We start from the raw sequence: 12,059 nt of genomic DNA on the forward strand, positions 1-12,059 counted from the left end.
CGCTCGATGCACGCGCCCGTCATCCCACTCGCCGATGTTGCCTATAGCCTACATTTTTCATATTGTAGGCTATAGCAGTCAACCTGAAGATTGTAGGCTATGGCGGTCACTTCGAAATTTGTAGGCTATAGCCGACAAAGTGGTAGTCGCATGGCAATTCCCGGGAGTGAGGGAGACAATGCTGATTCGCAACGCGCGTGAGCTCGGGCTTCGGATGCGTGACCAGCGGCTGGAGCTGGGCCTTTCGCAGGCAGCGCTCGCGGCGCGCATCGGGGTGTCTCGCTCCTGGGTAATCCAGGCCGAGCGGGGGAACAGCGGCGCGGAGATCGGGCTCGTGCTCAAGGCCTTTGTCGCCCTGGGACTGGCCTTCGACGTGCGCGATGCGGCGTCTCCAGCTTCGCCGCGGATCGAGGACGACGGTGAATTCTGGGTCCCCGACCTTGGCCAGATCGTGGAGAATGCCAGGAGGACACGGTCGTGAGCGCCCCGGAGCTGACGACGCTGCTGGGCGGCCGCGTGGTAGGGCACGTAGAGCAGAACCTGCAAGGGCGCCTGCGGTTCACGTACAGCCAGGCGTGGCGTGATCGGGCGAGTGCCTATCCGCTGTCGTTGTCCATGCCCCTGGCCCGGCGCGAGCACGAGGACGAGCGGATCCGTCCGTACCTGGAGGGGCTTCTTCCCGACAACGACTGGATCCTGGCGCGCTGGAGCGCACAGTTCCGTGTCTCCGCGCGCAATCCCTTTGCCCTTCTGGCCCACGTGGGTGAGGACTGCGCGGGCGCCGTGCAGTTCTGCCGGCCGGACCGCGTCGCCGAGCTTCAGGCGAACCCCGATCCCCCGGTCCGCTGGCTGGCGGAATCGCAGATCGCCAGCACGCTGCGGGAGCTGCGCACCGAGAACGCCACCGGACGGGTGCGTGCCGATCCGGGCTACTTCAGCCTTCCGGGTGCCCAGCCCAAGACGGCGCTGCTGTACCAGGACGGGCGCTGGGGCGTGCCCTCCGGCCGCACACCCACTACACACATCCTCAAGCCCCCGCTGGGCGACCTGGATGGGTTCGCCGAGAACGAGCACCTGTGCCTGCGGCTGGCGGCCGCCCTGGGCCTGCCCACCGCGCGCACCGAGGTGACGCGGTTCGGCGACGAGATCGCGATCGTGGTGGAGCGGTACGACCGGATGGTGGTGGGCGATCACATCGTCCGCATTCACCAGGAGGACTTCTGCCAGTCGCTCAGCGTTTCTCCGCGCACCAAGTACGAGGCGGAAGGCGGTCCGGGTGCCGCGGCCTTAGCCGGCGTGCTGCGGGAGTTCTCGAACGCGCCCGAAGAGGACGTCGCCACGCTGCTGAGCGCCCTGGCGCTCAACTGGGTGATCGGAGGGACGGACGCGCACGCCAAGAACTTCGCGGTGCTGATCGCCACCGGGCAGGTGCGGCTGGCGCCGCTGTACGACATCGCCAGCGTTCTTCCGTACCCGCGCCGCGTCCCGATGCGAAAGGCCAGCTTGGCGATGCGGGTGGGTGGCGAGTACCGGATCTGGAAGATCCAGGGCCGGCACTGGGAGCGGCTGGGAAGGGAGATGGGAGTGGACGATGCGGAAGAGCGCGTACGCCTGATCGTGCAGGCCGTGCCGGAGCGGCTGGACGAGGTCTGTGACGCCGCCCGCGGGGAAGGGATCATCCATCCCGTGCTCGACGTGCTGCGGAAGGAGGTCCGACGGAACGCGGCGGCCTGCCTGAAGGCGCTGGATCACCCATCCACGCGGTGACCGGGCTGGCCCGTCGCGCGAATTTCCTGTCGATCTGATGCCCCCGCAACCACTTACCACTTCTTCCGCGAGGGAACCCCGGCGGCGGAGCGGGGTTCATCTTAAGGTAATCCCCCGAGCATCGTTCACGTCGCAAGCTTCTGCCCCGGCACCGCCCGGGGAACAGATCGTGCTCGTTCGCGCCCGCGAGCACGTGAGAATGGGCGGGGCGCCGGATCGCACACATTCGTCGCCCGCCCGCGTATCCGCTCGCAAAACGGCAGTACCCGCATGGTCAAACATCCCCGCACACCCCTGTACGCCGCCCTCGTGGGACTGGCCACGGGCCTTGCATTCGGCACGGCTTCCGGGGAACGTGCAATCTTCTCCTACGTTCCGTCGGTAGAAGAGCTTACGCCCCGCCTGCCGGACGACGCCATGCCGGTGCTGACGCACGCGGGGATGGCGCTGGCCACGCGCGAGGCGCAGGGGCACCTGGACGCCGGCCGCCCCTGGGCCGCGTGGAAAGTGCTGCGGGGGCACGTAAAGAAGCCCGACGACGCGCCGGAGCAGGTGGTGGTGCTGGCGGCGCGCGCGGCGGCGGGGTGGGATGGATGGAGCCACGTGCGCCGGCTGCTGCAGGGCCGTGCGTGGCTGGACCAGCGCGAGCGCGGCGAGGGCCGCTACCTGCTGGCCCGCGCGGACGAGGCGCGGCGGGAGTGGACGGCGGCGGCGGACGGATACCGGCGGTACCTGGCCAACCGCCGCGCGGAGCACCGCGCCGAGGCCGCGGCGCGCCTGGGCCACGCGCTGGCCCGCGCCAAGGATACCAAGGGCGCGGCGGAGGCGTACGCGCTGGCGGCCCGCGAGGGCGGCGAGGGCGCCGACTGGATGCGCGCGCTGGAGGCGGAGGCGCGCGTAAAGGGCGGCGACGCCGAGGCGGCGCGCGCGGCGGCCGCGCCCAGCGCCAGCGGCCCTGTGCGCCTGCGCCTGGCCCGCGCCGAGACGCGCCTGTGGCTGGACCGCGGCGACACGGCCCGTGCGCTCAGCCGCCTGGCGGCCGAGGCGCCGATCCTGGATGCCGCACAGGCGTCGCTGGAGGCGGCGGAGATCGCGCTGGACCATGCGCGGCTGCTGGACGCCAGCGGGCGCGACGCCGAGGCGCGGACGCACCTGCGCAAGGTGGCGGTGGACCCGCGCGCGCCGGGCGTGCTCCGTGTTCGCGCGGCCACGCGGCTGGGCGAGATGGCGGGGACGCGCACGGCGGACGAGGAGCTGGCCCGCGCGGCCGCGTTCGAGGCCGGCAAGCGCCCGGGGCTGGCGGCGCGCGCGCTGCGCTCGGCGCTGCGGGCCGGCGCGCCGGACGATGCGGCGCAGCGGCTGCGGCTGGGCAAGCTGCTGTTCGAGGAGCGCGACTTTCGCCCCGCGCGCGAGGTGCTGGCGGACGCGGCGGCACGGCTGGCGGACCCCGCGCAGGCGGCGGAGGCGGAGCTGTACGCCGCCCGCGCGCTCGTCCGCCTGGGGAGCAATGACGGCTACGCGGAGCTGCGCCGGCTGGTGGAGAAGCGGCCGGGGACGGCCGCCGCCGGCAGCGCGCTCTTTCTGCTGGGCGACGCGGCGGAGAACCGCGAGGCGGCCATCAGCTACTACCGCCGCGCGGCGGACGTGGCGGCCTCGCCCGACGCGCGCGAGGCGCTGTACCGCGTGGGCGACCGCCGGCTGAAGAACAAGGACCCCGCGGGCGCGGCGGCGGCGTGGGAGCAGTACGCCAGCCGCTATCCCACGGGCGAGCAGACGGCGGAGGCGGCGTACCGCGCCGGCGTGCTGCACGAGCGCGCGGGGCGCGACGAGCGGGCGCGCGCCCTGTACGGCGCCGCCATCGCCGGCGATCCCGTGTCGTACTACGCCATCCGCGCGGCGGACCGGCTGGGCGCCGACCCGCTGGCGGCGGCGCTGGCCAACGACCGCGGCTGGTCGCCCGTCCCCGGCGACGCGCGCGAGGCCAAGGCGGCGCTGGCGCGGCTGGATGCGCTGGACCGCGCGGGGCTGGCGGACGCGTGGAAGCAGGAGCTGGACTGGCAGCAGCGCCGGCTGGACCGCCGCCCGGGGGCGCTCATCGCGCTGGCCGAGGGGCTGCGCGACGCGGGGCACCCGGTGGAGGGCATTCGCCTGGGCCGCGAGCTGCTGGCGCGCCGCGGCGGCGAGTGGGACGGGCGGCTGCTGCGCGTGGTCTTTCCCTTTCCCTTCCGCGACCTGGTGCTGGAAGAGGCCAACCGGGTGGACGTGGATCCGTACCTGCTGGCTGGCTTGGTGCGGCAGGAGTCGTCGTTCAACCCGCGGGCGCGCTCGTGGGTGGGCGCCACGGGGCTCAGCCAGATCATGCCCGCCACGGGGCAGTGGCTGGCGCCGGGCGCGGGGGTCAGCAGCTTCGATCCCAGCCTGCTGGCCGTGCCCGAGATCAACCTGCGGATGGGCGCCCGCTACCTGCGCGACCAGCTGCGGCGCTACGGCGGCAAGCGCGACCTGGCGCTGGCGGCGTACAACGCGGGCCCCAGCCGCGCCGACCGCTGGCGCCGCGAGCTGGGCTACGGCGGCGACCCCGACGCATTCCGCGAAAAGATCCCGTTCGACGAGACGCGCGAGTACGTAAAGCTGGTGCTGCGCAACGCGGTGGTGTACCGCCGGCTGTACGGCGGCGGCCGCTCGCCCGGGCTCTCGGCCGGCGGCTCGTAACCTTTCTCGTGCCCCGCACGTACGGAAACCCGGCGCCGGTGCCGGGGTAAACGTTGACCGCCGCCGTGCGCGCGCCTACCATGGTGCGACACGGCGCCCGCGCTTCCGCTCTGGCCGGCCCTCTGGTTCCGCCGGCCCCTGCTTTCTGGCTTTGATGATGCGAATCCCCCGACCGACAGCCCTGGTGGTGCTGCTGGCGGCGCTCGGCATGGGCGCGGCGCCGGCCGCCGCGCAAAGCCTGCGCGGTTCGCGCCCCAGCATCGACCGGATGTACCAGCAGGCCCGCAACCACGACCTTACGTTCTACCGCAGCGGCACGGGCGTGCGCGGCGCGGCGCGCGAGGGTGACCTGGTGCGGCTCAGCGGCAACGAGCACTACCGCCTGTCGGGCGTGTCGTACCCGTACGTGCTGCCCAGCGCGCGCATCTTCGTGCAGCGGCTGGCGGCGCAGTACCATGACCGGTGCGGCGAGCGGCTGGTCATCACCAGCGCGGCGCGGCCCACCTCGCTGCGGCTGGTGAACTCGGCGGACCGCTCGGTGCACCCCACGGGAATGGCCATCGACATCCGCAAGCCGCGGGGGCGCGACTGCCTGGCCTGGCTGCGGCGGACGCTGCTGTCGCTGGAGGACGAGGGCGTGCTGGAAGCGACGGAGGAGAACCGCCCGCCGCACTTTCACGTGGCCATCTTTCCCACCCAGTACCGCCGCTACGTAAGCAACTCGGGCGGCGGGGGCGACGCTCCCTCCGAGGGGCGTACGTCGTCGACACGCACCACGCGCACCGCGTCCGCCAGCCGCGCCACCTACCGCGTGCGCCAGGGCGACTCGCTGTGGGGCATCGCGCGCCGCAACGACACCACCGTGGAACGGCTGCGCGCGGCGAACGACATGCGCAGCAACCGCATCGTCCCGGGCCAGGTGCTGATCATCCCCGCGAAGTAGACCGCCGGCGGAGTCGGGTGGATGAGGATCGAGTGCCCAGCTGGATGCATCCGGCTGGGCACTCTCGTCATCCACCCGCATCTGCTTGCGCCGCATTCGCGTAGCAGATGATGAATAGGCGTCGATGCGCCCTCGCCGGAGCGGACATCCATCGTCCCCGCGCTCGGACAGACGGCGTGCGGCAGATCGATCAGAATCCAGCAAGGAAGCCGATTTCGCCGCGCGCCGGCATTTGCTCTTCCGGGTTGGCGTGCCGTCCCGTGGTAGAGGACGGGGCTTCGTGGTACCCCTGAAGAGCAGAGAGTGTGAGATGAACAGGATGATGCGAGGTCTGGCCGCCTGCGCGGCCCTCGCGCTGACCGCCGCAACGGGCGGGTGCGCGGGCAACGGCTGGGAAGACGTGGTGTACGGCGGGCGCGATGGATGGGGCGGCGCCACCGAGATGCGCGGCGAGGTGCGCGACGTGAGCGAGCGCTACCGCGTGATCCGCCTGCAGCGGGACAACGGAAGCACGGCGCAGGTGCGCTACGACGGGCGCACCGAGGTGGTGTACGGCGACCGGCGCGCCCGTCCCACGGCGCTGAACCACGGGGACTACGTGAGCATGCGCGTGAGCCGCGACTCGCGCGGAGAGCTGTACACGCGCCACGTGACGGTGCGCCGGATCGCGCGCGACTCCCGCGACCGCGACCGCTACGACGACCGGCGCGGCGACCGGCGCGGTGACCGTCGAGATGATCGATGGGACGACCGCCGGGACGAGCGGTACGATGCGCGCGCGGCGGAGGGACGCGTGGGGCGGGTGGACCGTAGCGCGCGGCGCTTCGAGCTGCACACCGATCGCGGCACGGTATGGGTGAACCTTTCGTCCAACGCCAGCCGCGGGGTCCGCGAGCGCTTCGGGCGCCTGCGCCAGGGCGACCGGGTGCGCGTGTCGGGGCGGTACGTGGCCAACGGGCGCTTTCAGATGGATTCGTTCCGGTAATCCAGGATTTTGGGCTCATACGGAGTCAACGGAGCCGGCGGAGGAGGGTCTCCGCCGGCTCCGTTGATGTTTTCGAGCCCGGCGCTGGGGATATACAACTCTGACGAAACTGTCATTCTGAGGAAGCGCCACCCCGGCCTCTCGGGAAAACTGCGGAGCCAGTGGCGCGACCGAAGAATCTTTATGCTGGGTGGCGGGATCTGTCGGTCACGGTGTGTTCCCGGGCGTTGCCCGGGAGAGGGCTCCGCGCGAGGGGAGGAGATTCTTCGGTCGCGCCAACGGGCTCCGTGGCGTTCCCGGAAGCCCGGGGGGCGCTTCCCTCAGAATGACAGGTGTTTCCGCGGATTGGAGATGGGGATGGTACCACATCCGCCCAAACTGTCATTCTGAGGGAGGCGCCGCGCAGTGCTCTCTGTACGCCCCGGGGCTTGGCGCCGACCGAAGAATCTTTATGCTGGGCGGCGGGATCTGTCGGTCACGATGTGTTCCGGGCGTTGCCCGGGAGAGGGCTCCGCGCGAGGGGAGGGAGATTCTTCGGTCGCGCCAACAGGCTCCGTGGCGTTCCCGGAAGCCCGGGGGGCGCTTCCCTCAGAATGACAGGTGCTTCCGCGGGTTTGGGATGGGGATGGTATCCGGCGTGTGGGCGGGGCGGCCTGCATCGTGCGGGCAATGTACAACGTACGCCCAATGTCTCTCATGGCGATCGAATGCTAGATTGGGTGTACGCCACCTCACGTTGCCCAAACCTCTCGCGCCATCAGAACGACGATGCACACCGCCGCCGCCCCGCACTACTACGACGCCCAGGACCTGCCGCGCTTTGCCGAGATCGGCAAGGACGCGCCGGAGCTGGCGCAGAAGTTCTTTGCCTGGTACAACGCGGTGTTCGCCGAGGGCGCGCTGACGCAGCGCGAAAAGTCGCTGATCGCGCTGGCGGTTGCGCACGCGGTGCAGTGCCCGTACTGCATCGACGCCTACTCGCAGGACTGCCTGCAGAAGGGCGCCGACACCGAGCAGATGACGGAGGCCGTGCACGTGGCCGCCGCCATCCGCGGCGGCGCATCGCTGGTGCACGGCATCCAGATGCGGAACCACGCCGAGCACCTGGGGATGTAGGAAAAGGCAGTGCCAAGTGTCGAGTGCCTAGTGCCTAGTGCCTAGTGCCTAGTAACAGACTCGGTACCAGGTACTAGGTACTAGGCACTTTTACCCCATCGCTTTCCACCACCTCGAAGCCCGACGCCGATGTCCCCTACCCTGTCCCGCCACCGCGTCCTGCCGACACTGCAGAAGCGCCACGTGCCGCTTGCCTCCGCCATGCAGCAGCAGGCGGTGCTGGGGCGCGTGCCGGTGGCGCGCAGCTTCGCGGCGGCGCTGGACGGGGCGGGGCTGTACCCGCTGCGCGCCACGGGAATCGACATCTTTCAGATCAACGTGGGGCGCAAGTGCAACCAGACCTGCCGCCACTGCCACGTGGACGCGGGCCCGGACCGCACCGAGATGATGCCCGACGCGGTGATGGACCGCTGCCTCGAGGTCATCGAAGGCACCGACATCCCCACCGTCGACATCACGGGCGGCGCGCCGGAGCTGCACAAGCGCTGGAGGGAGCTGGTGGTGCGGGCGCGGAAGGCGGGCAAGCACGTGATGGACCGCTGCAACCTGACCATCACCCGCCTGCCCAACTACGCGTACCTGCCGGCATTCTTTGCCGAGCACGGCGTGCACGTGGTGGCCTCGCTGCCGCACTACCGCGAAAAAGGGACGGATTCGCAGCGCGGGGACGGCGTGTTCACCGAGTCGCTGGACGCGCTGCGGGCGCTCAACGCGCTGGGCTACGGGCAGGAGGGGACGGGGCTGCAGCTGGACCTGGTCACCAACCCGGTCGGCACCTTTCTGCCGGGCGACCAGACGGGGCTGGAGGCGGAGTGGAAGCGGCAGATGGAGCGGCTGTACGGCATTCGCTTTACGCGGCTGTACACCATCACCAACATGCCCATCAGCCGCTTTCTGGACTTTCTGGATGAAAGCGGGCGGCTGGACGAGTACATGGAGCGGCTGGTGACGGCGTTCAATCCCGCCGCGGCCGCGGGGGTGATGTGCCGCAACACGCTGTCGGTGGGGTGGGACGGCACGCTGTACGACTGCGACTTCAACCAGATGCTGGAGATGCCGGTGCACCCGGCCGCGGCGCGCACCATCTTCGACTTCGACCTGGAGGCGCTGTCCCGGCGCGAGATCGTGCTGGGCCCGCACTGCTACGGCTGCACCGCCGGCGCCGGTTCCAGCTGCGGCGGCGCGACCGCGTAGCAATCATCGCGATCCACCAAAAGAAGAAGGCCTCACACAGAGTCAGCAGAGTCAACAGAGTGCAAGTTCCTCTGTTGACTCTGCTGACTCTGTGTGAGGCCCTGTCTTTGTCAGCCGCCGGGGGCGAGGGCCGCAAGGCGCTGGGTGGCGCGCTGGATCTCGGTCGCCTGGCGGCGCGGGGCGCGCTCCAGGTAGGCGCGGTACGCCGCGGCGGCCTTGCCGGGCTCCTGGGCGTTGTCGAAGGCCACGCCCAGCCGCAGGTACGGATCGGCCCAGTGCGGCTCCAATTGCAGGGCGCGCTGGTAGGCGGCGATGGCGTCGTCGCGGCGGCTGGCGGACATCAGCGCGTTGCCGTACTCGTACTGCATCACCCCATCGCCGGGGGCAATCTCCACCGCCTGCGCCATGTGCTCCACGGCCTCGGCCGCCTTGCGCTCGCGCAGGGCCAGGCGCGCCAGCACGGCGCGGGCCGGGTACATCGACAGGTCCTCCTCCAGCGCGCGCTCCCACGCCCGGCGCGCCTCGGCGGGGCGCCCGGCCGCCTCGTGCAGCAGGCCCAGCGCGTACTCGATCAGCGCCTTGGACTCGTAGTGGTAGCGCACCACTTGCGCATCCTCCGCGCGCAGCGCGTCCAGCAGGTGGGTGAGCTCCGCCGCGGCGCTGTCCAGCTGGCTGCCGCCCACGAACGCCAGCGCGCGCCAGTAGCGAAAACGCACGTTTCGCTCGTTGGAGCGCACCAGCCGCCCGAACTCCTGCGCGGCGTCGGGAAAGTCGCCCCGGCCGTACTCCATGAAGGCCGCCGTGGCGCCGTCCCAGCGCAGCCGCCGGCCCAGCCCCGAGAACAGCGCGGCCTCGAAGCCGCGGTGCACGAACGGGTTGCGGCGGTACGCCCACGTCAGCAGCGCTTCGTTCTCGATGACGTTGGCGCGGCGCAGGATCTCCTGGTCGCCTTCCAGGTACGCCAGCCACGTCCCGTAGTCCTGCTTGAAGAAGGCCGCCCAGCGCGCGAACAGCGGCTCGGCGCGCGTGGGATCCACCCGCGATGCCCAGTAGAACGAGGCCGCGGCCTGCGCCGGAGAGCGGTCGAACAGCCGCTGCCCGTGCTCGAAGTACGCTTCCCAGTCGTTGGGGTCCGCGTTGCGTCCCAGGCTGGGCCGCGGCGGCTGCGCCTGCGCCGCGAGGGCCACGGGGAGCAGCGCGGCGGCCATGGCCAGCACGAGCCGGATCAGGGGTTTGCGCATGGAGGGGGGGCGGGATGGGGGATTGGCCTGAGGAGAGCGCGATCTCACGATACACGCGTTTCCGCCGGCGGGCAATGATGATCCCGGGTCCAAAGACAAAAGCGAGGGGTACAGAGGGGCAGACAAAAGCCAGAGGAGCAGAGGAAGATCGGTCTCCTCTGCTCCTCTGGCGGTTCTCTGCTCCTCTGTACCCCTCGCCGTTCAGGGGCCGTCAGTCGTCGCCAGCCGAAGCGGCGGCGGCAAAGTCGGGGTCGGGGGTAAAGTCTTCGCCGGGGTTGATGAAGCGGTCGCTTTCAAGCTCGTACTGCCGGTCGTGCAGCTCGCGGTAGCGGCCGCCCAGCGCCATCAGCTGCGCGTGGCTGCCGCGCTCCACGATCTCGCCCGCCTCGAGCACCAGGATCTGGTCCGCGCTGCGGATGGTGGACAGGCGGTGCGCGATGACGAAGGCGGTGCGGCCCTGGCGCAGGCGGCGCAGGCCTTCCTGGATCTTGTACTCGCTCTCGCTGTCCAGCGAGCTGGTGGCCTCGTCCAGGATGAGGATGCGCGGGTCCGCCAGCAGCGCGCGGGCAATGGCGATGCGCTGCCGCTGCCCGCCGCTCAGCTTGATGCCGCGCTCGCCCACCACCGTGTCGTATCCCTCGGGAAAGTCGCGGACGAACTCGTGCGCGTTGGCGATGCGCGCCACCTCCTCGATCTCGGCGCGGGTGGCGTCGGGGCGGGCAAAGCGGATGTTGTCGGCCACGGTGCCGTCGAACAGGAAGTTTTCCTGCAGCACCACGCCCAGCTGCGCGCGGTAGTCGGCCAGCTTCAGGCCGTTCAGGTCGCGCCCGTCGATCAGCAGCCGCCCCGCGGTGGGCCGGTTGAACGCCATCACCAGGCTTACCAGCGTGCTCTTGCCGCTGCCGCTGCTGCCCACCAGCGCGGTGGTGGTCCCCGCCGGCACGTGCACGTCGATGCCGCGCAGCACGGGCTGCCCCTCGTTGTACTCGTACCACACGTCCTGCAGCCGCACGTCGCCCTCGATGCGGCCCAGCGGCTCGCGGTCCCTGTCCTCCTGGTCCTCGGTGCGCATCCCCATCACCTCGCGGATGCGGTCCAGCCCGGCGAACGCCTCGCTGATCTGGGTGCCGATGGAGGCGATCTGCATCACCGGCGCGGCAAGCAGGCCGGTAAAGAAGACAAAGGCGAACAGGTCGCCCAGCGTCATCGTCCCCGCCAGGATGGCCCGGCCGCCGATGACGATGACGGCCAGCGACACGGCGCCGATGACCACCGTGCCCACGGAGGATACGACGGAGACGCCGGTGATGGAGCTGGCGATGTTGCGGAACAGCCGGTGCGCGCCCTGGGCAAACACGCGCTGCTCGCGCTTTTCCGTTCCGTACGCCTTGACCACGCGGATTCCGCCCAGCGTTTCCGTCAGCCGGCCGTTGACCTGCGCGGTGATCTCGCCGCGCTCGCGAAAGATGGGGCGCAGCTTTTTGAAGGTGGTGCTCATGGTAAAGCCGAACGCGCCCAGGATGACGACGATGGCCAGCGTGAGCGCCCAGTTCAGGTACAGCAGCGCCACCAGCGCCAGGGCGGCGGTGAACAGGCTGCCCACCAGCTGCACGATGCCGGTGCCCACCAGGTTGCGGATCCCCTCGGCGTCGTTCATCACCCGCGACACCAGCACGCCCACCTGCGTGCCGTCGAAGTAGCGGATGGGCAGGCGGGTGATGTGGCGCTGCACGCGGCGGCGCATGTTGGTGATGGCGTGCTGCGCGGTGACGCTGATGACCTGCGACAGCGCGAACGAGGTCACGCCCTGCACCAGCGTGGCCACCAGCACGGCGCCCGCCAGCGGCAGCAGCAGGTCGGCGCGCTGCTTGGCCAGCACGTTGTCGATGAGGTACTTGGAGCTGGCGGCGGGGACCAGCCCCGCGACCCGGCTCACCAGCATGAGCACCAGGCCGATGCCCAGGTACCGGCGGTGCGACCACATCAGCCGCCGCGCCTCGGCCCAGGCTTCGGCGCTGCGGAGGGGCTTGGGCTTTTTGGCGGCCTTGGTAGCGTCTTCTGCCATCACGTCATCCCATGCAAGGGGGTCTCACGCGGAGAA

General features: G+C 70.7%; 9 protein-coding genes. 7 read left to right on the forward strand and 2 right to left on the reverse strand.

Annotated elements, in window-relative coordinates:
- Positions 1 to 178: 178 nt before the first annotated feature.
- From VGC13_RS16355 to arsS, 7 genes are all read left to right on the forward strand, one after another.
- Positions 179 to 481, forward strand: coding sequence for a helix-turn-helix transcriptional regulator (locus tag VGC13_RS16355; RefSeq protein ID WP_331126346.1), 303 nt, complete (start codon positions 179 to 181; stop codon positions 479 to 481).
- Positions 478 to 1,767, forward strand: a complete 1,290-nt coding sequence (locus VGC13_RS16360) for a type II toxin-antitoxin system HipA family toxin (RefSeq protein ID WP_331126347.1) — start codon at positions 478 to 480, stop codon at positions 1,765 to 1,767. Before VGC13_RS16355 ends, VGC13_RS16360 begins: the two co-directional genes overlap by 4 nt.
- A 270-nt stretch (positions 1,768 to 2,037) precedes the next feature.
- On the forward strand, positions 2,038 to 4,479 hold the full coding sequence (locus VGC13_RS16365; RefSeq protein WP_331126348.1) for a transglycosylase SLT domain-containing protein: 2,442 nt from the start codon (positions 2,038 to 2,040) through the stop codon (positions 4,477 to 4,479).
- 157 nt (positions 4,480 to 4,636) lie between these two features.
- Positions 4,637 to 5,422 (forward strand): DUF5715 family protein, encoded by a 786-nt coding sequence (locus tag VGC13_RS16370; RefSeq protein WP_331126349.1) that lies wholly within the window; start codon positions 4,637 to 4,639, stop codon positions 5,420 to 5,422.
- A gap of 310 nt (positions 5,423 to 5,732) precedes the next feature.
- Positions 5,733 to 6,407 carry a DUF5666 domain-containing protein gene (locus VGC13_RS16375; protein ID WP_331126350.1) on the forward strand — a complete coding sequence of 225 codons (675 nt, stop codon included), beginning with the start codon at positions 5,733 to 5,735 and terminating at the stop codon, positions 6,405 to 6,407.
- 768 nt (positions 6,408 to 7,175) lie between these two features.
- Positions 7,176 to 7,523 (forward strand): arsenosugar biosynthesis-associated peroxidase-like protein, encoded by a 348-nt coding sequence (locus tag VGC13_RS16380; protein WP_331126351.1) that lies wholly within the window; start codon positions 7,176 to 7,178, stop codon positions 7,521 to 7,523.
- Between the two features lie 141 nt (positions 7,524 to 7,664).
- Positions 7,665 to 8,717, forward strand: a complete 1,053-nt coding sequence (arsS, locus tag VGC13_RS16385) for an arsenosugar biosynthesis radical SAM (seleno)protein ArsS (protein ID WP_331126389.1) — start codon at positions 7,665 to 7,667, stop codon at positions 8,715 to 8,717.
- 110 nt (positions 8,718 to 8,827) lie between these two features.
- Here the strand turns inward: arsS and VGC13_RS16390 are convergent, their stop codons facing one another.
- Both VGC13_RS16390 and VGC13_RS16395 read right to left on the reverse strand, forming a co-directional pair.
- Positions 8,828 to 9,958: a tetratricopeptide repeat protein gene (locus VGC13_RS16390; protein ID WP_331126352.1), complete on the reverse strand. Its 1,131-nt coding sequence runs from the start codon at positions 9,956 to 9,958 to the stop codon at positions 8,828 to 8,830.
- Positions 9,959 to 10,169: 211 nt separating this feature from the next.
- The gene (locus VGC13_RS16395) at positions 10,170 to 12,023 is read right to left on the reverse strand and encodes an ABC transporter ATP-binding protein (RefSeq protein ID WP_331126353.1); all 1,854 of its coding nucleotides are present in this window, start codon (positions 12,021 to 12,023) and stop codon (positions 10,170 to 10,172) included.
- Between the last annotated feature and the right edge of the window lie 36 nt (positions 12,024 to 12,059).

This window comes from Longimicrobium sp., from assembly GCF_036399255.1.
Taxonomy (GTDB): domain Bacteria; phylum Gemmatimonadota; class Gemmatimonadetes; order Longimicrobiales; family Longimicrobiaceae; genus Longimicrobium.

Coding starts and splice junctions, on each gene's coding strand:
- VGC13_RS16355 (WP_331126346.1), top strand. CDS start 179: ATGCTGATTCGCAACGCGCGTGAGCTCGGGCTTCGGATGCGTGACCAG.
- VGC13_RS16365 (WP_331126348.1), top strand. CDS start 2,038: ATGGTCAAACATCCCCGCACACCCCTGTACGCCGCCCTCGTGGGACTG.
- VGC13_RS16370 (WP_331126349.1), top strand. CDS start 4,637: ATGCGAATCCCCCGACCGACAGCCCTGGTGGTGCTGCTGGCGGCGCTC.
- VGC13_RS16375 (WP_331126350.1), top strand. CDS start 5,733: ATGAACAGGATGATGCGAGGTCTGGCCGCCTGCGCGGCCCTCGCGCTG.
- VGC13_RS16380 (WP_331126351.1), top strand. CDS start 7,176: ATGCACACCGCCGCCGCCCCGCACTACTACGACGCCCAGGACCTGCCG.
- VGC13_RS16390 (WP_331126352.1), bottom strand. CDS start 9,958: ATGCGCAAACCCCTGATCCGGCTCGTGCTGGCCATGGCCGCCGCGCTG.
- VGC13_RS16395 (WP_331126353.1), bottom strand. CDS start 12,023: ATGGCAGAAGACGCTACCAAGGCCGCCAAAAAGCCCAAGCCCCTCCGC.